Annotated in this window: 18 protein-coding genes and 1 riboswitch; of the genes, 6 read left to right on the top strand and 12 right to left on the bottom strand. The window is 68.6% G+C overall.

What is annotated here, in order from left to right:
- Window positions 1–8 precede the first annotated feature (8 nt).
- Entirely contained in the window at window positions 9–1,064 is a 1,056-nt protein-coding gene (gene galE / locus ACULPM_RS10060; RefSeq protein WP_445331401.1) for a UDP-glucose 4-epimerase GalE, read from the bottom strand.
- A gap of 262 nt (window positions 1,065–1,326) precedes the next feature.
- On the opposite strand from galE, the gene ACULPM_RS10055 reads away from it, so the two are divergent.
- Both ACULPM_RS10055 and ACULPM_RS10050 read left to right on the top strand, forming a co-directional pair.
- Window positions 1,327–1,842 (top strand): hypothetical protein, encoded by a 516-nt coding sequence (locus ACULPM_RS10055; RefSeq protein ID WP_445331400.1) that lies wholly within the window; start codon window positions 1,327–1,329, stop codon window positions 1,840–1,842.
- A 105-nt stretch (window positions 1,843–1,947) separates the two neighbouring features.
- A complete protein-coding gene (locus ACULPM_RS10050) occupies window positions 1,948–3,126 on the top strand; it encodes an NAD(P)-dependent malic enzyme (protein WP_445332337.1) in 1,179 nt (392 codons plus the stop codon).
- A gap of 87 nt (window positions 3,127–3,213) precedes the next feature.
- Here the strand turns inward: ACULPM_RS10050 and ACULPM_RS10045 are convergent, their stop codons facing one another.
- On the bottom strand, window positions 3,214–4,299 hold the full coding sequence (locus ACULPM_RS10045; RefSeq protein ID WP_167929859.1) for a hypothetical protein: 1,086 nt from the start codon (window positions 4,297–4,299) through the stop codon (window positions 3,214–3,216).
- Window positions 4,280–4,831 (bottom strand): RNA polymerase sigma factor, encoded by a 552-nt coding sequence (locus ACULPM_RS10040; protein ID WP_206108990.1) that lies wholly within the window; start codon window positions 4,829–4,831, stop codon window positions 4,280–4,282. Before ACULPM_RS10040 ends, ACULPM_RS10045 begins: the two co-directional genes overlap by 20 nt.
- A gap of 107 nt (window positions 4,832–4,938) precedes the next feature.
- Between ACULPM_RS10040 and ACULPM_RS10035 the strand changes: the two genes are divergently transcribed.
- On the top strand, window positions 4,939–5,115 hold the full coding sequence (locus ACULPM_RS10035; RefSeq protein ID WP_167929860.1) for a hypothetical protein: 177 nt from the start codon (window positions 4,939–4,941) through the stop codon (window positions 5,113–5,115).
- 33 nt (window positions 5,116–5,148) lie between these two features.
- Here the strand turns inward: ACULPM_RS10035 and ACULPM_RS10030 are convergent, their stop codons facing one another.
- The 6 genes from ACULPM_RS10030 to ACULPM_RS10005 form a co-directional block, all read right to left on the bottom strand.
- A complete protein-coding gene (locus ACULPM_RS10030) occupies window positions 5,149–6,114 on the bottom strand; it encodes a 3-hydroxyacyl-CoA dehydrogenase family protein (protein ID WP_167929861.1) in 966 nt (321 codons plus the stop codon).
- A gap of 250 nt (window positions 6,115–6,364) precedes the next feature.
- A complete protein-coding gene (locus tag ACULPM_RS10025; protein WP_445331398.1) occupies window positions 6,365–7,336 on the bottom strand; it encodes a DMT family transporter in 972 nt (323 codons plus the stop codon).
- 389 nt (window positions 7,337–7,725) lie between these two features.
- Window positions 7,726–11,475, bottom strand: a complete 3,750-nt coding sequence (locus ACULPM_RS10020; protein ID WP_445331397.1) for a phosphoribosylformylglycinamidine synthase — start codon at window positions 11,473–11,475, stop codon at window positions 7,726–7,728.
- Between the two features lie 129 nt (window positions 11,476–11,604).
- A complete protein-coding gene (locus ACULPM_RS10015; RefSeq protein ID WP_445331396.1) occupies window positions 11,605–12,396 on the bottom strand; it encodes an energy-coupling factor transporter transmembrane component T family protein in 792 nt (263 codons plus the stop codon).
- A complete protein-coding gene (locus tag ACULPM_RS10010; protein WP_445331395.1) occupies window positions 12,390–14,204 on the bottom strand; it encodes an ABC transporter ATP-binding protein in 1,815 nt (604 codons plus the stop codon). The genes ACULPM_RS10015 and ACULPM_RS10010 overlap by 7 nt, the downstream gene beginning before the upstream one ends.
- A 15-nt stretch (window positions 14,205–14,219) precedes the next feature.
- On the bottom strand, window positions 14,220–14,795 hold the full coding sequence (locus ACULPM_RS10005) for an ECF transporter S component (RefSeq protein WP_445331394.1): 576 nt from the start codon (window positions 14,793–14,795) through the stop codon (window positions 14,220–14,222).
- A 5-nt stretch (window positions 14,796–14,800) separates the two neighbouring features.
- Window positions 14,801–14,941: riboswitch (FMN riboswitch) on the bottom strand.
- 109 nt (window positions 14,942–15,050) lie between these two features.
- On the opposite strand from ACULPM_RS10005, the gene murB reads away from it, so the two are divergent.
- Window positions 15,051–15,965 (top strand): UDP-N-acetylmuramate dehydrogenase, encoded by a 915-nt coding sequence (gene murB / locus ACULPM_RS10000; protein WP_445331393.1) that lies wholly within the window; start codon window positions 15,051–15,053, stop codon window positions 15,963–15,965.
- A gap of 324 nt (window positions 15,966–16,289) precedes the next feature.
- On the opposite strand, the gene ACULPM_RS09995 is transcribed toward murB, so the two are convergent.
- The 3 genes from ACULPM_RS09995 to ACULPM_RS09985 form a co-directional block, all read right to left on the bottom strand.
- Entirely contained in the window at window positions 16,290–17,654 is a 1,365-nt protein-coding gene (locus tag ACULPM_RS09995) for a PFL family protein (protein WP_445331392.1), read from the bottom strand.
- A gap of 226 nt (window positions 17,655–17,880) precedes the next feature.
- Window positions 17,881–19,218, bottom strand: a complete 1,338-nt coding sequence (locus tag ACULPM_RS09990; protein WP_445331391.1) for a GHKL domain-containing protein — start codon at window positions 19,216–19,218, stop codon at window positions 17,881–17,883.
- Window positions 19,218–19,931: a LytR/AlgR family response regulator transcription factor gene (locus ACULPM_RS09985; protein ID WP_445331390.1), complete on the bottom strand. Its 714-nt coding sequence runs from the start codon at window positions 19,929–19,931 to the stop codon at window positions 19,218–19,220. Before ACULPM_RS09985 ends, ACULPM_RS09990 begins: the two co-directional genes overlap by 1 nt.
- A 195-nt stretch (window positions 19,932–20,126) precedes the next feature.
- Between ACULPM_RS09985 and ACULPM_RS09980 the strand changes: the two genes are divergently transcribed.
- Window positions 20,127–22,583 (top strand): glycoside hydrolase family 3 C-terminal domain-containing protein, encoded by a 2,457-nt coding sequence (locus tag ACULPM_RS09980; RefSeq protein WP_445331389.1) that lies wholly within the window; start codon window positions 20,127–20,129, stop codon window positions 22,581–22,583.
- A gap of 85 nt (window positions 22,584–22,668) precedes the next feature.
- Window positions 22,669–23,136: a hypothetical protein gene (locus ACULPM_RS09975; RefSeq protein WP_445331388.1), complete on the top strand. Its 468-nt coding sequence runs from the start codon at window positions 22,669–22,671 to the stop codon at window positions 23,134–23,136.
- Window positions 23,137–23,207 lie beyond the last annotated feature (71 nt).

Here is a 23,207-nt window from a genome sequence, read left to right as displayed (position 1 = left end):
CGCCGGCGCTAGCCCTCGTAGCCGTCGGGGTTGTGGGACTGCCAGTTCCAGGAGTCGCGGCACATGTCCTCGATGTTGAACTTGGCCTCCCAGCCCATGAGGTCGCGGGCCTTGGAGCAGTCGGCGTAGTTGGCGGTGACGTCGCCGGGGCGGCGCGGGTCGACAACGTAGGGGATCTCGTGACCGCAGGCCTTGGAGAACGCCTTGATGATCTCGAGGACCGAGGTGCCCGTGCCGGTGCCGAGGTTGAAGACCTCGACGCCCGTGCGGCCGTTCATCCAGGCGAGCGCCGCGGCGTGGCCGGAGGCGAGGTCGCAGACGTGGATGTAGTCACGCACGCCGGTGCCGTCTGGCGTGTCGTAGTCGTCGCCGAAGACGTGCACGGCGTCGCGCTTGCCGATGGCGGTCTGCGCGACGTAGGGCACGAGGTTGTTGGGGATGCCCTTGGGGTCCTCGCCCATGAGGCCCGAGGGGTGGGCGCCAATGGGGTTGAAGTAGCGGAGCAGGACGACGTTCCACTCGGGGTCGGCCGTGTGGAGGTCCGTGAGGATCTGCTCGATCATCCACTTGGTCCAGCCGTAGGGGTTGGTGGCCGGCTTCTTGGGGCTCTCCTCGGTCAGCGGCAGGGAGTCCGGGTCGCCGTAGACGGTGGCCGAGCTGGAGAAGATGATGGACTTGCAGCCGTGCTCGCGCATGACGTCGACGAGCGTGAGCGTGTTGCCGATGTTGTTGGCGTAGTACTCGACGGGCTTGCTCACGGACTCGCCCACGGCCTTGTAGCCGGCGAAGTGGATCACGCGGCTCGGGTGGTGCTCGTCGAAGATCTTGGCGAGCGTGGCGCGGTCGTTGACGTCGGCCTCGTAGAAGGTGAGGTTGGCCGCGGCCGGCTCTCCGACGATGGTCTTGATGCGGTCCATGACCTTGGCGGACGCGTTGGAGAGGTCGTCGACGATAACGACCTGGTAGCCGCGTGTAAGCAGCTCGACGACCGTGTGGCTGCCGATGAAGCCGGCGCCGCCGGTGACGAGCACGCAGGTGTCCTGGGGCGCGATCTTCTCGCTCATGGAAGTCCTTTCGGTTGTGGTGGACGTTTCCCCGTAAATCCCCCTGCTCATAAGTATACGTCGGCGGGGCGCTGAGAGGTGCGACCTCCAGCTCCCTCAGGGCCGACACTCATGCGCGCCGGCTTGCGACTGCCTGTCGGACGGCACTTCTCGACAAAGTCAGAGAAGAGGCCGACACTCTTTGCCGAGGGTCCGCGGCTCGAGCCGACACGCATGAGTGCCGGATCCCGTTGGGCCGGGCTGTCGGGGAGGGGAGAAGAACGTGCGCAAGCAACTCCTCTGCGCACTTGCGTCGCGGGGTCTTCTCGCTGGCGATGGGGTGACGACCATCTATGGCGAGCCTGCGTGGCGCCCGGTGCCGGCCGGCCGCGAGCCGCAGGCGCTTCTCGACGCGACGCCGCTCCAGAGACGGCTCGTCGAGTGTGCGCATGGAACCGCAGCGATGGGGGAGGACCTCTGCGCCGCGTGGGTGGAGCGGGCGTTCTCCCGCCTGGGCATGGGCTACGTCTCGGGCGACGCTCGCGAGCTGTACGAGGGGTTCTGTCATCTCACGGACGCGGGCGACCTGCTCGTGGGCATGATCGTGGCCGTGGGCTGCCACCCGTACGGCGCGGGCGGCTGGGACCATGGCCACGTGGGGCTCTATGTGGGGGACGGTGTTGTCATGGACTGCGTCGACGGGCGCGTGCGTCGCGTCCCTCTGACGCTGTGGCTCTCCGCGTACGGCGTGGCGAGCGAGCCGCGCTGGGGGTGGCTCGGCGCGATGGCGCTGGCGTGAGGGTTTCCCGGCAAACGACCCTGTCACCGTTGCCACGAGAGGGATAGACTGATGGGCGGTGTGAATTTGGCCGGCGGGGGCCGGCCCTGTGAGATGGGAGCATCCATGGCCGAGGACGCCAAGCAGTACGCGCTGGACAAGCACAAGGAGTGGCAGGGCAAGATCGAGGTGATCACCCGTGCGCCCATCACCACGCCGGAGGAGCTGGCCGTGGCCTACACGCCGGGCGTCGCCGAGCCGTGCCTCAAGATCTCCGAGAACGTGGAGGACTCCTACACCTATACCCGCCGCGGCAACCTGGTGGCCGTGGTCACGGACGGCACCGCGGTGCTGGGCCTCGGCGACATCGGCCCCGAGGCGGGCATGCCGGTCATGGAGGGCAAGTGCGCCCTGTTCAAGACCTTCGCCGACGTCGACGCGTTCCCCCTGTGCGTGCGCTCCAAGGACGTGGACGAGATCGTCCGCACCGTCGAGCTTATCGCCGGCAGCTTCGGCGGCATCAACCTCGAGGACATCTCCGCGCCGCGCTGCTTTGAGATCGAGCGCCGCCTCAAGGAGCGCTGCGACATCCCCGTCTTCCACGACGACCAGCACGGCACGGCCGGGGTGACCTGCGCCGCGCTCATCAACTCCTTCCGCCCCACCGGCCGCGAGCTCGCGGACGTGCGCGTGGTCTTCTCCGGCGCCGGCGCCGCGGGCATCTCCATCGCCAAGCTCATGCAGCGCATGGGCGTGAAGGACGTCATCATCTGCGACCGCACGGGCGCCATCTACGAGGGCCGCGAGGGTCTCAACCCCGAGAAGGCCGAGATCGCCACGTGGACCAACCGCGAGGGCGTGAGGGGCAGCCTCGCCGACGCCGTCAAGGGCGCCGACGTCTTCGTGGGCGTCTCCGCTCCCGGCGTGCTCACCCAGGACATGGTCCGCACGATGGCGCCGGCCCCGATCGTCTTCGCCTGCGCGAACCCCGTGCCGGAGATCATGCCGGACGAGGCGCTCGCGGCAGGGGCCGCCGTGGCCGCCACGGGCCGCTCCGACTTCCCCAACCAGATCAACAACGTGCTCGCGTTCCCGGGCATCTTCCGCGGCGCCCTCGACGTGCGCGCCTCGGACATCAACGACGACATGATGGAGGCCGCGGCCTACGCGATCGCCGGCCTCGTCGACGACGAGCACCGCGCCGCCGACTACATCATCCCCGGCGCCTTCGACGAGCGCGTGGCGCCCGCCGTCGCCGCCGCCGTGGCCGAGGCCGCCCGCAAGAGCGGGGTTGCTCGCCTCTAGAATTTGGGAACGGGTTATTTCTCTCGGGAAAAGCGGGACAGGCCCGGGCCTGTCCCGCTTTTCCTGAGAGAAATAACCCGTCCCCTTTTACGTTTCGGTGAGGGTGAAGAGGTCGTCGGGGCGGCTCTCCATGAGCTCCTGCCAGCTCTGGTAGGCGGCCTCGTACTCCGCCTGGTGGTCGGGGTCGTCCTGATAGATGGACATCTGGGCGCTGAGCTCCGCGTTCTTCTCGTCGAATGCGGCGACGACGTCATCGTAATTATCGCGGATGCCGATGGTGTAGCGCTTCGTCTTGGTCTCCCCGTTTTCGAACGTCACCGTGAGGGCGAGGGTGAGCTGCATGAGCACGTCTATGCTGCGCCGTTCGACGGCGGACCAGAAGGCGTTGCTCGCCCTCATGTCGGCGAGCTCGCCCTCATAGGTGCCATCCCGCGCCTCGAAAAGGGCATTCTGCTGGCGGTAGAGCTCCTCGAGCTCGTCATCCGTGGGGAAGTACGTCCAGATCTGGCGGTTGAAGTCGTCCTGGTCCTGCTCCTGGTTGGCATAGTCCACGGTGAAGCCGTCGAGGGTGCCGCCGTGGTCGGGGTGGGCCTCGCCCTCTCCCACCTGGTCAGGATGGTTGTAGAGCGCGTCGAGATAGGCGTATGGCCGGTCAAGGGGCATCTCCTCCGTGTCACCCTCTGGAAAGCCCACGACGTCCCCCTCGAGCGCATACGCGATCTTCTCGATGCCCGTGCCTGTGACGTCGAAGTTGAGCGTGCGAGCGGCGTACCAGTAGAGTCCCGCTCTGCCGCCGCGTGAGCCGGCGGAGCCTACCATCTGCCTGGCGATGACGGTGTTGTCCCCATAGGGGGTGCCGTCGGCGTAGGCGGCGAGGGCGAAGAAGTTGCCCTCGGGCTCGGCGGTGGGGACGCCTGCGGTCGGCTCTGCGGGACTGGGCCGGGTCACGACGGAGAGCGCGAGGTAGCCCGCTGCAACGCCAAGCGTCCCGAGGCCAGCGGCTATGACGGCTCGCCGTGTGACGGGGCTACCGGCCCCACGTCTCCGACGCGAGCCCCGGGCACACTCGCCCTTCTCGGCCCTGATCTCATCGATTACGGACTTCCGTACGTCCTCGGGCAGCGCCACGCGACGCGCCCGCGTGCGGAACCTCTCAAACTGCTGGCTGCTCATGGCATCTCTCCTTAGTTTCTGGATCGAGCATCTGCCTCATCCTCTTGCGCGCCCGATGCAGGCGCGTGCGCACCGTCGAGGGGGCGCATCCCACCACGCGGGCGATCTCGTCGGTCGTGTACTCCTCAACGTAGTGGAGCAACGCCACCACGCGGAGTTTCTCGGGCAGGGCCTGAAGTGCCTGCCAGACCGGGTCGGCGCGCAGCTCCGCGAGGGCTGCGTCCTCCGTACTCGCGTCGCGCGCCGGCAGCTCGCCCCCGGCGTCCTCGGCGCTCTCCACGCGGCGCCTCCACGGCATGCGGTAGAGCTCGTGGCATCGGTTGACCGTCACGCGCAGAAGCCAAGCGCGCAGGTGCTCGTCGCTGGTGAACGCGGTGCCGTCCGTGAGCAGCCGGCAGAACACGTCCTGCGCCACGTCCTGGGCGTCGTGCTCCGAGCGCGTCTGCGCAAGCGCAACGAGATAGACCGAGTTTCCGTGCGCGGCCATCGCGTGCCGCATGAACTTCTCGGTGCGTGTCTTGGTTTTGTCCACGCTCATCACCTCCCTGCCCAGTACATGCGCCAGCAGTGCATAATGTTCCCGTAGTCGGGCGTGCGAGGGGGGCTGCCACTGGCGTCAGTGGCAGTCCGGGAGGGGAGATGGACGAGCAGAGCCAGGAATACCGGGCGTGCGGGCGCAAGAAGCGCTACGACACGCGGGTCGACGCGCGCAAGGCGGCCGAGAGGAGCTCGCGTCGCAAGGACGCTCCGAAGATCTTCGTCTATGAGTGCCCGTACTGCGGCGGCTGGCACCTCACGCACCACCGGCCGCGGTAGGCGCGACGCAAGCCCCGCGCGCGACGCGGGACCCTAGAGCTTGCCGTGGAGCTTGAGGATCTCGATGATCATGTGGTCGCGATACTCCGCCAGGCTCTCGGGCGTGTTGCCGATCTCGGCCGGGCGCGCGGCGAGCTCCGCGTTCACTCCTTCCTGCGCGGCCTGCGCGAACTCGGGCGGGAAGCTCTTCCAGTCGGCCATGTCGGCAAGCCAGAGGCTGATCGAGTCGTTGAGGTGGCTCATGAGGCCCGAGACGCCGCCCTTGCCGCCCCCCAGCTCAAAGACGAGCGACGGCCCCATGATGCCCCAGCGGATGCCGGGGCCGAAGGTGACGGCCTTGTCGGCGTCCTCGACGGTGCAGACACCGGAGAGCACGAGGTTGGCGACCTCGCGATAGAGGGCCATCTGCAGACGGTTGCAGATGAAGCCGAGCGCCTCCTTCTGCAGCACGACGGGCTCCATGCCCACCCGTGCGTAGAACTCCTTGGCGCACGATACGACCTCGTCGGAGGTGCGCTCGCCCTTGGTGATCTCCACGAGCGGAATGAGGTGGGGCGGGTTGTACGGGTGGCCTCCGCAGAAGCGCTCGGGATGGGCGGCATCCTTGGCGATCTGGCTCACGAGCAGGCCGGAGGTGGAGCTGGCGACGATGGCGTCGGGCGCGGCGGCGGCCTCGATTGCGCGAACGAGCCCCCACTTCACCTCGTAGTGCTCGGCGGAGGACTCCTGGATGAACTGGGCGTCCCGCACCGCCTCCTCGATGGAGGTGGTGTAGTGGATGCGATCGGCGATTGCGGCTGCCTGGGCCTCGTCGTAGACGCCGTTCTTCACGAGCGAGGCGAGCGAGTCCCGTACGCGCTCTCGTGCCAGATTGCCGGACTCCTCGGTGCGGTTCTGCGCCCACACGTCGAGCCCCGCCATCGCGAACTTGAGCGCCCAGCTGTACCCGATGACCCCCGCGCCGATTGACGCGGCGACCCTGATGTCCTCCGCCTTCATCGTGCCTCCTTGGTCGCAAGCGAAAAGATGCCACTACCGTTCTATCACGCGGCGCGCACCACGGCACCCAAGGCGTCGCACGACCGGCGAGCGGCGCTCGGAACGTGGGGAGGCGCCGATTGTCGGTGATTTTCGGCGGAGGCGGTAAGTATCACCGGCGAGGTGACAATTATCTAGCTGCGGAAAGGTCTTTCCTTCGAGGGGGAATACGAGGGCTCCCTCCCAATAATCACCGACAATCGGCGCAAGGCTATGCGCCGCACCCCTTTTCCGGGCGGTTCACGATGACGATGCCCAGGCTCACCAGCGCAAGCGCCGTCACGGCAACGGCGGGGCTCACCACGTTGGTCTCACCGAGAAGGACGGCGGAGAGCAGCACGCCGAAGACCGGGTTCATGAAGCCGAAGACCGCCACGCGCGAGACCGGGTTCGCGGCGAGCGCGACCGACCAGAGCGAGTATGCCGCGGCGGAGATGAAGCCGAGGTAGGCGAGAAGCGTGAGCGCGGGCAGCGGGTTCGCCGCGTCCGCTGGGGCGACGCGGCCGCCAGCGACGAGGCCCACGACCAGCATGATCGCCCCGCCGAAGACGAACTGCCAGCCGGAGAGCAGCACGGGGTCGTGCTCGCGCGAGAAGCGCTTGGCGAGGTTGCTCGACGTGGCGGCGGCGACGGTGGAGAGCAGCACCATCCCCTCGCCGGTGAGGGTGAAGCTGAGCCCGCCCGACTCCCCGGCGACGTTCACCAGCACAACGCCCGCAAAGCCCACGAGGCAGCCGAGCACCTTGCGGCCCGTGAGCCGCTCGAAGCGGAAGACGAGCGCCGCGAGAAGGACGCAGAGAAACGAGTTGCTCGCCTCGAGGATGGAGCTCGTGACTCCCGCGCAGTTGGCGAGGCCCACGTAGAAGAGGATGTACTGCAGCACGGTCTGAAAAAGCGAGAGCGCGCCAATGGCGGGCAGGTCGCGCCGCTCTGGCACAAAGGCGCGCCGGGTTGCCACGCTCACGCCCGCCACCACCATGAGGCCCGCGATGACAAAGCGAGTTCCCGCAAAGGCGAGGATCGAGGGAACGTCGGCGGCGTCGATGCCAAACAGCTCGTAGCCGATCTTCACGCACGGGAACGCCGAGCCCCACAGAAAGCACGCTGCCAGGCAGGCCAGCACCACGCCGGGCAGGGTGGCTATGAACGGCGTCTTCTCGGGGCGGGCGTCTGCTTCGCTCACGTTCTTCTCGCTTCCCTTGCGGTTGTACCGCACGTAATCCTAGCAGCATCGTTCGGTGCCGGCGAGAAGAACGGCGCGCCCCCGTCGCGCGCCGCCTGCGGGCGTTGTCGGAGTGGGGGTTATGGCAATCGACGGGCGTCGTGCGTTGCCGAATCTGGGGTTATGGCGATGGGGCCCGAGAGCCAACAGGGGTTTCTCCTCGCCCGTTATAGAAAATGGGGTTATGGCAGCTCAATTTCTGCCATAACCCCAGATTCGGCAACGCCTCAGAAGCCGGCGCTGCCACGACCCACGTTTCCGCAACGCGCGGGGCGCGGCGGGAGGCGCGGACGCCACGCCAGCAAAAGGCCGCCCCCTCGCGAGCGAGAAGGGCGGCCGATCGAGGCGGGCTACTCCGTGAAGTACGCCACGCCGCCCTCGATGAGCGGCTGGTACGCGTTGCCCGGCACGTTCTTGTAGAGCCCGGCGCCGGAGCGCTCGGTGTGGCCCATCTTGCCGAGGACGCGGCCATCCGGCGAGGTGATGCCCTCGATGGCGAGGACGGAGCCGTTGGGGTTCACGTCGAGCGACATGCCCGGAACGCCGGCCTCGTCCACGTACTGGGTGGCCACCTGGCCGGCGGAAACGAGCTGCTCGATCATCTCGGGCGAGGCCACGAAGCGGCCCTCGCCGTGAGAGATCGCGATGTTGTGCACGTCGCCGACCTCGCACTTGGAGAGCCACGGCGAGAGGTTGCTCGCCACGCGCGTGCGCACGAGGCGGCTCTGGTGACGGCCGATGGTGTTGAAGGTGAGCGTGGGGCAGGTGTCGTCCATCGGGCGGATGTCACCGTAGGGCACAAGACCCAGCTTCACGAGCGCCTGGAAGCCGTTGCAGATGCCGAGCATGAGGCCGTCTCGGGACTGCAGGAGCTCGCGCACGGCCTCGGTGACCTCGGGCGCGCGGAAGAACGCGGTGATGAACTTGGCGGAGCCGTCGGGCTCGTCGCCGCCGGAGAAGCCGCCGGGGATCATGACGATCTGGCTTTCGCGGATGCGACGCGCGAGCTCGCGGCTGCTCTCGGCCACGGCGCTGGGCGTGAGGTTGTTGACCACGAAGACGTCGGCCACGGCACCGGCGCGCTCGAAGGCGCGGGCGGTGTCGTACTCGCAGTTGGTGCCCGGGAAGACGGGGATGACCACGCGCGGGCGCGCGATCTTCTCGCCTGCGTAGACGTGGGGCGCGCCGCAGGAGAAGGACACGGGCTCAACGGCGGGCAGGGCCGCGGCCTCGTCGGAGGGCGTGCGATAGGGGAAGACGGACTCGATGCCGCCCTCCCAGGCCTCCTGGAGTGCGGAGAGGTCGATCTGCTCGTCGGCCGTCTCCAGGACGTAGCCCTCGACGGTGGTGCCGAGCGGCTCGATCACCACGTCGCCCTCCGCCTGCGCGAGGACGGCGTCGGCCTCCTCGGAGAGCTCCACGACGAAGCTGCCGTACATCGGCTCGAAAAGGGAGTCAACGTCGACGTCATCCGCGAGCTCGAGGCCGATCTGGTTGCCCACGCACATCTTGAAGAGCGCCTCGGCGGTGCCGCCGTAGCCGGGCGTGTCGCATGCGAGCGCGGCGCCTGCGGCGGTGAGCGCCTCGACGAGCTCGAGGGCGTGCATGAGCGGGGCGAGCGCGGGGCGGTGGTCGTCGCCGTAGGCGGCGGGCGCGATGCGGACGACGCGGTGGCCGGCGGCCTTGAACTCAGGCGAGGTCACGCGGTCGACCGAGCCCGTGGCAACGGCGAAGGAGACGAGCGTGGGCGGCACGTCGAGGTCCTCGAAGGAGCCCGACATGGAGTCCTTGCCGCCGATGGCGCCGATGCCGAGGTCGGCCTGGGCCATGAGGGCGCCCAGCACCGCGGCGAGCGGCTTGCCCCAGCGCTCCGGGACGTCGCGCAGGCGCTCGAAGTACTCCTGGAAGCTGAGGTAGGCGCGCTCGTGCTCGAAGCCGGTGGCCACGAGGCGGGAGACGCTCTCCACGACGGAGAGGTAGGCGCCCGCGAACTGGTCCGCGCTCATGAGGTAGGGGTTGAAGCCCCACGCCATGCCGGAGACCGTGGTGGTCTCGCCCGTGACGGGGAACTTGGCGACCATGGCCTGCGCGGGCGTGAGCTGCGTCGCGCCGCCGAAGGGCATGAGCACGGTGCCGGCGCCGATGGTGGAGTCGAAGCGCTCGGAGAGGCCCTTGTTGGAGCAGACGTTGAGGTCGGTCACGAGGGCGCGCAGGCGCTCCTCGAGGGTGGCGCCGCCCCAGGACGGCTGCCAGACGCTCGGCGCCTCGACGTGCGCGGCCTGGTGCTTGGGGGCGCCGTTGCTGGCGAGGAACTCGCGGGAGAGGTCGACGATGACGTCGCCCATCCAGGCCATGCGCACGCGCTTCTCGTGCGTGACCTCGGCGATGACGGTGGCCTCGAGGTTCTCCTCGCGGGCGTAGTCCATGAACTCGTCCACGTCGTCCTCCGCCACGGCCACGGCCATGCGCTCCTGGGACTCGGAGATGGCGAGCTCGGTGCCGTCGAGGCCCTCGTACTTCTTGGTGACCTGGTCGAGGTCGATGTAGAGGCCGTCGGCCAGCTCGCCCACGGCCACGCTCACGCCGCCCGCGCCGAAGTCGTTGCAGCGCTTGATGAGGCGGCACGCGTCGCCGCGGCGGAAGAGGCGCTGGAGCTTGCGCTCCATGGGCGCGTTGCCCTTCTGGACCTCGGCCCCGTCCTTCTCGATGGACTCCACGTTGTGCGCCTTGGAGCTGCCGGTGGCGCCGCCGATGCCGTCGCGGCCGGTACGCCCGCCCAGCAGGATGATCTTGTCGCCGGGCTGCGGCTCCTCGCGGCGCACGTGGGAGGCGGGGGTGGCGCCCACGACGGCGCCGACCTCCATGCGCTTGGCCACGTATCCCGGGTGGTAGAGCTCGGAGACCTGCCCCGTGGCCAGGCCGATCTGGTTGCCGTAGGAGGAGTAGCCGGCGGCCGCGGTGGTGACGAGCTTGCGCTGCGGCAGCTTGCCCGCCATGGTCTCGGAGACGGGCACGGTGGGGTCGGCCGCTCCGGTCACGCGCATGGCCTGGTAGACGTAGCTGCGGCCGGAAAGCGGGTCGCGGATGGCGCCGCCGATGCAGGTGGCCGCGCCGCCGAAGGGCTCGATCTCGGTGGGGTGGTTGTGGGTCTCGTTCTTGAAGAGGAAGAGCCAGCCCTGGTCCTCGCCGTCCACGTCCACGGTGACCTTGACGGTGCACGCGTTGATCTCCTCGGACTCGTCGAGGCCGGTGAGCTGGCCGGTGTGCGTGAGCCACTTGGCGCCGATCGTGCCCATGTCCATGAGGGTCACGGGGCGCTCGTCGCGGCCGAGCTCGTGGCGCATCGCCAGGTAGCGGTCAAAGGCCTCCTGCACCGTGGCGTCGTCGATCGTGACGTCGGTGAGCACGGTGCCGAAGGTGGTGTGGCGGCAGTGGTCGGACCAGTAGGTGTCGATGACGCGGATCTCCGTGATGGAGGGGTCGCGGCCCTCGCCGCGGAAGTACTCCTGGCAGAAGGCGATGTCCGCCGCGTCCATGGCCAGGCCGCGCTCGGCGATGAAGGCGGCGAGGCCGGCCTCGTCGAGCTCGCGGAAGCCGTCGAGCACCTCCACGGGCGCGGGCTCGGGAATCTCGGTCGCGAGCGTGGCGGGCTTGTCGAGGGAGGCGAGGCGCGCCTCGACGGGGTTCACCACGTAGTGCTTCACGGCGTCCACGTCCGCCTCGGAGAGCGCGCCCTCGAGGACGTAGATGGTCGCGGAGCGCACGAGCGGGCGCTCGCCCTGGCTGATGAGCTGGACGCACTCGCTCGCGGAGTCGGCTCGCTGGTCAAACTGGCCGGGGAGGAACTCCACGGCAAAGACCGCGGCGCCCTCCGCCACCTCGGGCATCTCCTCGGTGGCGATGTCGGTCTGGGGCTCCGAGAAGACCGTGGGCACGCAGGACGCAAAGAGCTCGGGCGTGATGCCCTCGACGTCGTAGCGGTTGATGAGCCTGAGGCCGGTGAGGGACTCGATGCCGAGGAGCGTCCTGAGCTCGCGCTCGAGCGACGTGGCCTCCCCGTCAAATCCCGGCTTCTTCTCCACGTAGATGCGAGAGACCATGCGCTGCTACCTCCTGCTGTCGAGGGCCCGTTCCCTAACGTCCCATTCTACGGCAAAGCGGCGTGGCAGTCGGGGCTGGGACGGGCGCGCGGGCCGTCCTTCTCGCCCCGTGCGCGGGGCGGATGGGCGCTAGGCGAGAATGACGAGCGCGGCGAGAAGCGCGGCGGTCAGCAGCGCGGCCACAAGCTCCCCGCGGCCGAGGCGCTGCTCGTGGAGGTGCGTGCGGCCCTCGCCTCCCTCGTAGCAGCGGGTGTCGAGGGCGCGGGAGAGCCCGTCGGCATGGCGCAGCCCGCTCGCGAGCAGAGCCACGACCACGGGCACGATGGAGCGCACGCGCCGGATGGGCCCGCCCTCGTCGAAGGCGCCGCCGCGCAGCGACTGGGCATCGATGATGGCAGAGGCCTCGTCGGCGAGGGTGGGCACGAAGCGCATCATGAGCGAGAAGACCATGGCGATCTCGTGCCCGGGCAGGCCGACGCGCGAGAGCGGGGAGAGCATGCGGTCGAAGGCGTCGGAGAGCTGGGTGGGGGTCGTCGTGAGCATGACGAGCGAGCCCGTCACGAGCGCGAGCGCGAAGCGAGCGGTGTAGAGCGCTGCGGCGACGACGCCCCCCGAGGTGAGCGAGACGGGGCCGAGCGTGGCCATGACGTCGCCCGTCCTCACGAAGAACAGGTTGAAGAGCGAGAGGGCGGCAAGAAACACCAGAAGGGGGCGCACCGAGGCGAGGACCCTGCCGACGGGCACGTGCGAGAGCGCCAGGGCCGCCGTGACAAAGGCTACGGAGACGCCGAGCTGGGCTGCGTTCGACACGCAGAAGATGGCCACGAGAGCCGCGAGCGTGCAGACGAGCTTGACCCGCGCGTCGAGGGCATGGATGGGGGAGCGCGCGGCATAGTACTGCCCGATCGCTATCCTCAGCATCTCCCCTCCCGTGCAAAGGGGACAGGCACTTTTGCACGCTCCGCGCGGGCGCGAATCGCGGCGACGAGCTCGTCGGTGGTGAGGGGGTCGCCGAGCGGGGGCCAGCCGTGGTCCTCGAGCTCGCGAGCCACGCGCAGGGAGCGTGGGATGCCGAGGCCGCCCTCGCGGAGACGGCGCTCGTTGCCGCGCGAGAAGACCTCGCGGGGGGTGCCTATGGCGACGAGGCGCGACTGGTCGAGCGCGACCACGCGATCGGCGCGCGCCGCATCCTCCATCGAGTGCGTGACCTGCACGAGGGTGATGCCCTGCTCGGACAGGCGGGCAAGCACGCGCCGCAGCATGGCGCGGCCGCGCGGGTCGAGCCCCGCCGTGGGCTCGTCAAGCACGAGGATGCGCGGCCCCATGGCGAGGATGCCGGCGAGCGCGCAGAGCCGCCGCTGCCCTCCGGAGAGCGTGAAGGGCGAGTCCTTGCGGCGATCGGCGAGGCCCACGGTCTCGAGGGCGCGTGAGACGCGCCGCTCGACCTCGGCCGCGGGCAGCTTGAGGTTCTGAGGCCCAAACGCCACGTCCTTCTCGACCGTCTCGGCGAAGAGCTGGCGCTCGGGGTGCTGCATCACGTAGCCGACGGCGCGCTTGGCCGCCTTGCGACCGCGTCGGGAGGACGTGTCATGGCCGTCGACGACGACGCGCCCCTCGTCGGGACGCTCCAGTCCGCAGAGCAGCCGGAGCAGCGTGGACTTGCCCGAGCCGGTCTGCCCGATGACGGCCGTCGAGGAGCCCGCGGGGACCTCGAACGAGACGTCGTCGAGCGCCCGCGTCCCGCGCCCATACGAGAACGACGCGTGCTCGACCCGCAAATTGGGGACGTGTTTTTTCTCGCAGGCGGAACGGGACAGGCCTGCCGCGGCTGCCGCGCAGACGCCGACGGACCGCCCAGGCCTGTCCCGTTCCGCCTGCGAGAAAAAACACGTCCCCAATTTGCGGACGACGTCCTGCTCGTCGCAGGTCCAGGGGAGGCCGAGGCGCTCGGAGAGGCGGGCGGCAAACGGCACCTCGAGGCCGAGCCCGGAGAGCTCGGGCCCGTGCGAGAAGACCTCGCCCGGCGTCCCCTCGAGCACGATGCGGCCACGGTCCATGACCAGCACGCGGTCCGCCTCGAGCGCCTCCTCCATGAAGTGCGTCACGTGGACGAGCGTGGTGCCCGCGGCGGCGAGGCGGCCCATCACGCGCAGGATCGCCGCGCGCCCGCGCACGTCGAGGAGCGACCCGGGCTCGTCGAGCACGAGCACGGCCGGCTCCATTGCGAGCGCCCCGGCGATGCACACGCGCTGCCGCTGCCCGCCCGAGAGGCGCGCCGGGTCGGCCCCGGCATACTCCTCCATCGCAACGCGACGCAGCTCACGGGCCACGCGCGTGGCAATCTCGCCACGCGGCAGGCCGAGGTTCTCGGGCCCGAAGGCCACGTCGTCCTCGACGACGCTCGTGACGATCTGGTCGTCCGGGTTCTGGAAGACGAGCCCGAGGGAGCGCCTCGCACGACGGTATGCCTTGAGGTCGGGCCTTCCGTCGGCGCACACGCGCTCCCCGGCGAGCTCGACCGCGCCCTCGTCGGGGGCGAGCAGCCCGCAGATCACGGATGCCAAGGTGGACTTGCCCGAGCCGTTGGCGCCGAGCACGCAGACCCGCTCGCCGCGCGCCACCTCGAGGAAGACGTCGTCGAGCGCGCGCACGCCCCCGTCGTAGACGAGGGTCACGTGCGAGAGCCTCACGGGCGGATGCTCGATGGGCGGATGCTCGGCGGGCGCCACGTTCTTCTCGCCGGCCTATCGGGAGACGATCTGCGCGATGGGCTTCTGAATGAGCGCCGTCACCACGCAGTTGATGACGATCTTGAGCGCGTTGAACGGCAGCAGGATCGGCACGATCATCGCGATGACGTCGGCCGTGGAGACCGCCGTGTAGAGCGGCGTCACGACGATGTTGCCCACGATGCACGCGGCGAGCGCGATGACGGCGCCCACGACCATTCCGGCGACGAGGCCACGCGTGCCTCCCACGCGGCGGGCGATGACCGCCGCGGGCACGCAGAGGGCCACGCCGGCGACGATGGCCATGAGGTGGCCCCACACGTTGAACGAGAAGAGCGTCTTGAGCACCCACGGGAGGATGACGACGATTGCGCCGGTGCTCGGGCCGAAGGCGAGCGCGGCGACAAACGCCACGATGCCCGAGGGGTCGTACATGAGCCACGGCGCGGGCGGGAAGATGGGGATCTCCACGAAGGTGAGCACGAACGCCAGCGCGCAGAAGAGCGCCGTCGTGGCGATGCGCCTGGTGGACCAGGAGCCGCCCGAGGTGGTGGAGTGGGTGTCGTGGGACGCGTGCGTGGAAGCAGCCATGGTGGCCTCCGTTTCTTCCATCCGGACTGTAACCGTTGGTCCCGGACTCCCACCGGGTCAGCCGCCTTTTTAGCGGGTCGCGGACTTCGGGGGCCGTGCCGCCCGTTACCGCCAGTGGGGAATTTCACCCCGCCCTGAAACTGTCAGCGGGAGTGTAGCACTTCTCGGCGTCTCGTGTGCCGTCTCGCGCGCTGCTATACTCAAGAAGTTGCATATCCCCTGCCGTCTCCATTGAAGGGAAGCGTGTGGCAGAGCATGTCTGAGAGCGATCAGCCCCTCGCGTGGAGGCTCCGGTCCATCGTCGGCGAGGAGAACGTCCTCGTGGACGAGCCCATGAGCGAGCACACCACGTTCAAGGTCGGTGGCCCGGCCGACCTCTTCGTCACGCCCGAGGATCCCGACGAGGTGCGCGAGGTCCTTCTCGCCTGCGACGAGGCGGGCGTCCCGCGCTTTGTCATGGGCCGCGGCTCTGACCTGCTGGTTTCCGACGATGGCTATCGCGGGGTGATCATCTCCCTGGCAGAGTGCCTCGTGGGCGTCTCCATGGACGGAACCGAGATGACCTGCCAGGCGGGCGTTGACCTGCGCGAGGCCTCGGAGATGGCCTGCGAGCTGGGGCTCTCCGGCCTTGAGTTTGCCTGCGGGATCCCTGGGTCGATCGGCGGCGCCTGCTTCATGAACGCGGGCGCCTACGGCGGGTGCGTGGCTGACGTGCTCAAGAGCGTGCGCGTCCTTCTGCCGGACGGCTCGCAGGAGACGATTGGCGTCGATGACCTGAACCTGGGCTACCGCCGCAGCCGCGTGGCGTCGGACGGCCTCGTGGTGCTCTCGGCGACGTTTGCCCTCGAGAAGGGCGACCCCGAGAAGATCCGTGCCACGATGGACGACCTCATGCGCCAGCGTGAGGAGAAGCAGCCTCTGGAGATGGCGAGCGCGGGGAGCACGTTCAAGCGTCCCGAGGGCCACTTTGCCGGCAAGCTGATCATGGACGCCGGGCTGCAGGGCTACCGCGTGGGCGGGGCCGAGGTCTCCCGCAAGCACGCCGGCTTTGTGGTGAACACCGGCGGCGCCACTGCGGCGGACGTCCACGCGGTGATCGAGCACGTCCAGGACGAGGTCGAGCGCCAGTTTGGCGTGCGCCTGGAGCCGGAGGTCCGCTTCCTGGGGTAGGGTGCGTTTTTCTCGCTGCCGGTTCCTGCTCTCGCCGCCCGCGCTCGCCGACGCCTGTTCCCGCCGCTGTTCGCGCTCGCCGACGCCCGTTCCCGCCGACGCCCGCTTAGGTGAGCAAAAAAGCTGAACTTCTATGCACGATTTCCTTAGGTGAGTAGGGTAGCCCCAGCTCAGAGGAACCGTATGCGCTTAGGTGAGTAGCGTTGATTCAAGTAACTTGCTCACCTAAGCAGTGGGCGCGGTTCGGGGAAGCGTGCAGCGAGAAAGACCGCGCGGCGAGAAGGACGCGCGGCGAGAAGGACCTGCGGCCGCGCGTCCTTCTCGCTAGTTCTTCAGCGAGTTGAGCGGCGCCGGGAAGCGGCCGCCGCGGTGCGCGAAGACGCTGCCGGCGAAGCGGTTGACGGGCATGACCGGCGCGGATCCGAAGAGGCCGCCAAACTCGAGCATGTCGCCCTCCGCCCGGCCAATGGCCGGGATGAGGCGCACCGCCGTGGTCTTGGTGTTGATCACGCCGATGGCCATCTCGTCGGCGATGATGCCGGCGATGGTCTCCACGGAGGTGTCGCCAGGCACGGCGATCATGTCGAGGCCCACCGAGCACACGCAGGTCATGGCCTCGAGCTTCTCGAGCGAAAGCGCGCCGTCCACGGCCGCGCGGATCATGCCGGCGTCCTCGGAGACGGGGATGAAGGCACCGGAGAGGCCGCCCACGGAGGAGGACGCCATGACGCCGCCCTTCTTGACGGCGTCGTTCAGCAGCGCGAGCGCGCAGGTGGTGCCGGGGCCGCCGCACTCGCCCACGCCGATGGTCTCGAGGATCTGGGCCACGGAGTCGCCAGCCGCCGGGGTCGGCGCCAGCGAGAGGTCCACGATGCCCTTCTCCACGCCCAGGCGGCGGCTCGCCTCGCGGCTCATGAGCTCGCCCGCGCGCGTGATCTTGAAGGCGGTCTGCTTGATCTTCTCGGCCACGTCCATGAGGCTCGCGGACTCGGGAAGCTCAGCCAGCGCCGCGGCCATGACGCCGGGGCCGGAGACGCCCACGTTGATGACGGCGTCGGCCTCGCCGGAGCCGTGGACGGCGCCCGCCATGAACGGCGAGTCCTCGACCATGTTGGCAAACACCACAAACTTGGCGGCGCCGTAGCAGTCGATGTCCACGGTGCGGCGCGCGCACTCGAGGATGGTCTCGGCGGAGAGCAGCACGGCGTCCATGTTGATGCCGGCGCGGGTTGAGGCGATGTTGAGAGAGGAGCACACGCGATTGGTGGTGGCCAGCGCCTCGGGCACGCTCGCGATGAGGCGGCGGTCGGCGTTGCCCATGCCCTTCTGCACGAGCGCGGAGAAGCCGCCCATGAAGTCGATGCCCAGGGTCTCGGCCGCGCGGTCCATGGCGTGCGCGAGCGGGGAGAGGTCCTCGTCCGGGCAGCCGGCGGCGATCTGGGCGATCGGCGTCACCGAGACGCGCTTGTTGGCGATGGGGATGCCGTACTCGCTCTGCAGGTCGTCGGCGGTCTCCACGAGGTGCTCGGCCGTGCGCGTGATGCGGTCGTAGACCTTGTCGCACATGCGGCCCATGTCCTTGTCGGCGCAGCCCGCAAGCGAGATGCCCATCGTGATGGTGCGGAGGTCGAGGTTCTGCTCGGAGACCATCGAGAGGGTCTCGGCAACTTCCTGCGGTGTGATTTCCATGGGCGCCTTTCTCGCGCGGGTTACTGCAACGTTCGATTATACGTGAGCGTGCCGGGCGGCGACGTGGCGGCTCGCCCGGTCCGGCCGAGTGCACCCTTGGCTGTCCCCTGGCTGAGTGACCCGTTTCGGACGGACGAGCCCCCCAGAGCGCCCCCATCCGTCCGAAACGGGTCCCTCGGCCAGAGGGGACGCGCCGGCCAGTCGAACCGACGAGGCCGGCCCGTCGCTACCGCTGCGGGATGGGAATCAGCGCGTTGAGGTGGAAGATGTCGTCCTGGACGCTCGCGGAGAGGGTGCCGTCGTAGCTCTCGACGATGAGGCGCATGGAGCGCGTGCCAAAGCCGTGGTTGCGGCGGTCTCCCTTGCTGGTGAGCGGCAGGCCGTCCTCGCCAAAGCGAACGTTGCCGTCGAAGTAGTTCTCCACGTGAATGGAGACCATGTCGCCCGCGCGTCGCACGATGAGGCTGATGCTGCGGCGCTCCGGGTCGCCGAGCGCGTCCACGGCCTCGATCGCGTTGTCGACCGCGTTGCCGAAGAGGGAATAGAGGTCGGTCGGCGTCATGAAGTCGAGCGCGGTGCCGTCCGCGATGCAGGAGAGCGTGATGCCGCGCCTCTGGCAGACGAGGCCCTTCTCGGTGAGGATGGTGTCAAGCGCGTCGTTGCCGCTCTTGACCGCGGAGTCGTAGATGTCGACCTCGCGCTCGATGTCGTCCAGCACGCGCGCGTCCACCGCGGCGGCGCCTCCCGCCAGCGTGCGGATCTGATGCTTGATGTCGTGGCACTTGATGTTGATCGCCTCGATGTTCTCTCGGCTCATCGCGTACTGGCGGGCCTCGGAGGCGCGCAGACGCTCGATGGCGGCCATGTTCATCTGGAGCCGCCGGGTGTAGATGATTTCAAACGAGGAGTACATGAGGTAGACGCACAGGGCAACGTAGAACCAGTTGAGCGTGACGGTGTAGCGCGTGGGCAGCCCGTAGTCCGGGACGGAGACGTCCTTGATCACGAGGTCGACCACCATGTTGACCGCGATCACGAGCGCGGCGGTGACGACCATCACGGGGTCTGAGATCTGCAGCAGCCCGTTCTTCTCGATGCGCCTGATGAGGAGCTGGTAGGCGAGGGCGAAGACCGCCGCGGAGACGAGCCAGTAGCGCAGGAGCGACTCGACGAGCGGCGGCGGGAAGCTCGTGTAGGGGGCGAGCTCGGAGACGGCGCGCTCCGCCGAGGAGGAGAGGCTCTCCAGCAGGTAGGACATCGAGCAGCAGAAGATGGCGGTCCAGGGAGGGCAGTCGTAGACCACGAGGTGCGCCAGGACCATGACGGCGAGCATGCCCACAAAGACGAGGATGGCCGAGAAGAACGAGAGGTCGTCGGTCAGCGTGGGAAAGACCGAGAAGCCCAGGGCGAGGCTTGCCGCGGAGAGCGCGCCGCTGGCGAGAAGGACGCCCACTGCGCGCGGGACGGCCGGCTCGCGCCGCGGGAGCGTGCGGGAGAACAGGTAGTCGGCCAGGACGAGCTTGATGATGGTGAAGACCGAGAGGAGGGGAGCGTCGAGCAGCATCAGATGCTCCCTCCGAGGAAGTTCGTGATGGTGGCGATTGCCTCGCGACGACGCGAACGGCTGAAGTAGAGCGTGTCCCCTCCCTTCATGAGGAGCGACGGGCCCTTCACGAGGCGCACCTGGTTCATGTTGACCACGCAGCTTGCCGAGATGCGGACGAAGGGCCCGCCCGCGACCTCGTCCTCGAAGGCCTTGAGGCTTCCGTAGACCACGAAGGGCTCGGGGTCGCCGTAGATGTGGTAGCTGAGGTCGTGCTTGCTCACCTCGACGTACTCGATGTCGGCGAGGGGCACCACGCGCATGCCGTCGCGCGTGGTGAGCGTGATGCTGCGGCCGGCGTTGCGGCGGATGTGGCGCATCGCCTTGTCCATCCGCATGCGGAAGTTGTAGTACGTGACCGGCTTGACGATGAAGTCGAGCGCGTCCACCTCGTAGCCCTTGACCGCGTACTGGGCGAGGTTGGTCACAAAGATGATGGGGGTGTCCTCGTCGTAGGTGCGCAGGAGGTGGGCCGCCTCCATGCCGTTGATGCCGGGCATCTGGATGTCCATGAAGACGAGGTCGAAGCGTCGGCGCGTCACCTCGAAGTCCATGGCGCTCGTGAAGCGCGTGATCTCGAACTCCTCCTCGCGCTCATCCGCATAGCGGTCGAGAAACGCCGCGAGCGCGTCGGCGGCGTCGAGCTCGTCCTCGACGATGGCAATCTGGTGCATGGCTCCCCCTTCCCTTGGCGGCCATTCTATCCGAAGAGACCGCAGTGCCAGTGGCACGGGCAGGCCAGCGCCCATCGGCGAGCGTGGCATGCAGACCGTGCGGCGTGGTCGACGGGTTGTGTGGTGGTCCCCCGCCCCCGCGCCCCTCGTCGTTTAATCCCTCCTGAAGGTAAACCCCGAAAGAGGGAGGGAACTGTGAGTGGCGTATCAAGAAGGAGCTTCCTAGCGGCATCTGCGGTATCCGCTGGCCTGCTGGGCCTCGCCGGCTGCGAGGCGTCCACGACGGGCGGGACGACGGCGGACGACACCACCTCCGTGCCCGCGGCGGACAGCTATCCCATCGACCCCGACGGCGAGGACGTCGATGCCAAGTGGGCCAGCGAGGAGACCCGCGACGGATGGACCCGCATCACGCAGGAGGGCGGCGCCGAGCTGGGCGTCATGGACACCGCCAAGATCATCCAGGTGGACGGCTACGCCTTCAAGGACCTCAACGGCAACGGCAAGCTTGACCTCTACGAGGACTGGCGCCAGAGCAACGAGGACCGCGCGAAGGCGCTGGCCGACTCGCTGAGCGCCGAGGAGATCTTGCCCCTCATGTTCCACGACGGCATGATGAGCACCGCCGCGCCGCTCGACGAGGACTCAACCGCCAAGCTCGGCGAGGGCCTGCGCGCCGGCGTCTCCCGCGCGAGCGCCAACGCGGACAACTACGCCACCGCCGTCGCGTGGATCAACGCCGTCCAGGAGTGGTGCGAGGCCAACGACAAGTACGGCATCCCGTACATGAACTCCACCGACCCCTACCAGCTCTATGACCTGCCTGACAACCACTGCATCGTCTCGTCCTTCGACCCGGACATCTGGAAGAAGGCCGGCCGCTACACCGGTCGCGCCTGGCGCGCCGGCGGCGCCCGCGTGAACCTCGGGCCCCAGATCGACGTGGGATCCAACATCATCTACACCCGCATGGGCGGCTCCATCTGCGAGGACCCCGCGGCCAACCGCGACCTCTGCAAGGCCTTCGGCGGCGGCATGCAGTCCACCTGGGGCGATGACGACTGCACCGACGACAAGGGCTGGGGCTCCGACTCCGTTGCCATCATGTGCAAGCACTACGTGGGCGGCGGCGCCGTCGAGGGCGGCCGCAACGACCACAACGACGCCGGCAAGTACGACGTCTTCCCGGGAGACAACTTCAACGCGCACCTCATCCCGTTCCTGGACGGTGGCCTGCACCTTGACTCCGTCACCGGCCAGATGGCGGCCGTGATGCCCAACTACGGCATCGCCTACACCGAGGACGAGTCCCTCGGCCCCATCTGGGGCGGCGCCTACAACAAGCGCAACCTCATGATCCTGCGCAACGCCGGCTGGGACGGCATGATCACCACCGACTGGCAGATCCTGCGCGAGACCGACTTCGGCGACCGCGCCCACGGCGTCAAGGACATGACCGAGCCCGAGCGCTTTGAGAAGCTCCTCGAGGCCACCGTCGACCAGGTCGGCGGCGACTGGGCCGTCGACGTTGCCACCGAGGGCTACAAGCTCTACGAGCAGGAGTTTGGCGAGGACGAGGCGCTCTCCCGCGTCCGCGACTCCGCGCGCCGCATCTTCACGGTCATGAACCAGGTCCAGCTCTTTGACAACCCCTACACGGACCGCGCCCAGACCAAGGAGATCATGAACGACCAGGCGGCCCTCGACTTCGCGCAGGAGGCCTCCAACAAGTCGATCGTCATGCTCAAGAACGCCGGCAGCGTCATCAACAAGGACGGCATCACCGGCAAGCCCAAGTGCTACATCCCGACCAAGGTCTCCGGCGGTGGCGGCGGCTTCATGATGGGAGGCTCCTCCACCCCCGCGACGGCAAGCCTCATCATCGACGAGGAGATGGCGGGCGAGATCTTCGACATCGTGACGGACACCGTCGACGAGTCCGGCGAGGAGCCCACCGTCACCGAGCTGCCTGTCGCCGACATGGCCGGCTGCGAGTACGTCTTCTTCCTCATCGAGTCGCCCGACACGGGCGCCGGCGAGCCCTCCAGCGGCGGCTTTGGTCCCGACGCGGAGCCCGTCGACCCCAACGCCCCCAAGTACCTGCCGATCTCCCTCCAGTACCGTCCGTACACCGCCACGACGGCGCGCGACCCCTCGCTCGCCGGCGACATCCTCGAGGACGGCACCAAGGAGAACCGCTCCTACCGCGGCCAGTCCGTGACCGCCTCCAACGAGGGCGATCTTGACCGCCTCCTGGAGATCCGCGAGGCCCTGCCCGACGCCAAGATCATCCTCGTCGTCGAGGCCGGCAACAACGCCCAGTGCTTCCACGAGATCGAGCCCGCGGCCGACGTCATCCTCTGGTCCTGGTCTGCTGGCGGCCGCAACTTTGGCAAGGCCTACTGCCGCATCCTCTCGGGCGAGGTGGAGCCCTCCGGCCTGCTGCCCTGCCAGATGCCCAAGGACATGGAGACCGTCGAGGCCTCCCTCGAGGACGTTCCGCGCGACGTCGAGTGCTACACGGACTCCGAGGGCAACACCTACGAGTTCTGCTTCGGCCTCAACTGGTCGGGCGTGATCGACGACGACCGCACGGCCATCTACAAGGCCAACCCGCTCACCGAGCCGGAGACCGAGGTCATTCCGGGGTAGCGCTCGCGAGAAGAATGTGATGCAGGCGGCGGGGGTCCGTCCGGCAGGCCCCGCCGACGAGAAGAACGGAAAGGAAGCAAGTTCTATGAAGAAGCAGCTCATCATCGCCGCCGCGTGCGCCCTCGCGGTCTCCATGCCGCTTGTCGGCTGCAACGGTACCAGCGGCGAGACCTCCTCGACCGCCACGACCGGCAGCGACACCACCCAGTCCGAGTCCGCCGACTTCGACGCCATCGAGACCTACTACGGCCAGTGGCGCGGCTCGGTCGCCACGACGGGCACCTCCGTCTACGGCACCGAGGGCGGCTCCGAGCAAATGCTCGACGTCTATCTCGAGCAGGACGGCACCTGCTCGGTCGAGCCCCTCGAGGCGCACGCCGACCTGCTGACCGATACCGGCACCTGGGAGGGAACCGAGACCGAGATCACGCTTCACCTCGACGGCGCGGGCGACATCACGCTCTCCGTCATCGATGGCGTCACCTGCGAGGCCGACGCGTCGCTCTTCGACATCGACGGCTTCGACACCATTCAGTTCGACTTCTACGGCTAGGCCATCAGGCCCTCCCGCGGCGGGGGGGCACCCCAAGGAGTCGCGCCCCCCTTTTTTGTGGCGTGACCCTG

The organism is Thermophilibacter sp. ZX-H3, from assembly GCF_052599055.1.
Note: the sequence above shows the minus strand (reverse complement) of the source record. Positions and strands in the feature narration are given on the sequence as shown.

Coding starts and splice junctions, on each gene's coding strand:
- ACULPM_RS10035 (WP_167929860.1), top strand. CDS start 4,939: ATGGACGAGCAGAGCCAGGAATACCGGGCGTGCGGGCGCAAGAAGCGC.
- ACULPM_RS10005 (WP_445331394.1), bottom strand. CDS start 14,795: ATGGCTGCTTCCACGCACGCGTCCCACGACACCCACTCCACCACCTCG.
- ACULPM_RS10015 (WP_445331396.1), bottom strand. CDS start 12,396: ATGCTGAGGATAGCGATCGGGCAGTACTATGCCGCGCGCTCCCCCATC.
- ACULPM_RS09975 (WP_445331388.1), top strand. CDS start 22,669: ATGAAGAAGCAGCTCATCATCGCCGCCGCGTGCGCCCTCGCGGTCTCC.
- ACULPM_RS10030 (WP_167929861.1), bottom strand. CDS start 6,114: ATGAAGGCGGAGGACATCAGGGTCGCCGCGTCAATCGGCGCGGGGGTC.
- ACULPM_RS09985 (WP_445331390.1), bottom strand. CDS start 19,931: ATGCACCAGATTGCCATCGTCGAGGACGAGCTCGACGCCGCCGACGCG.
- ACULPM_RS10050 (WP_445332337.1), top strand. CDS start 1,948: ATGGCCGAGGACGCCAAGCAGTACGCGCTGGACAAGCACAAGGAGTGG.
- ACULPM_RS09990 (WP_445331391.1), bottom strand. CDS start 19,218: ATGCTGCTCGACGCTCCCCTCCTCTCGGTCTTCACCATCATCAAGCTC.
- ACULPM_RS09995 (WP_445331392.1), bottom strand. CDS start 17,654: ATGGAAATCACACCGCAGGAAGTTGCCGAGACCCTCTCGATGGTCTCC.
- galE (WP_445331401.1), bottom strand. CDS start 1,064: ATGAGCGAGAAGATCGCGCCCCAGGACACCTGCGTGCTCGTCACCGGC.
- ACULPM_RS10020 (WP_445331397.1), bottom strand. CDS start 11,475: ATGGTCTCTCGCATCTACGTGGAGAAGAAGCCGGGATTTGACGGGGAG.
- ACULPM_RS10045 (WP_167929859.1), bottom strand. CDS start 4,299: ATGAGCAGCCAGCAGTTTGAGAGGTTCCGCACGCGGGCGCGTCGCGTG.
- murB (WP_445331393.1), top strand. CDS start 15,051: ATGTCTGAGAGCGATCAGCCCCTCGCGTGGAGGCTCCGGTCCATCGTC.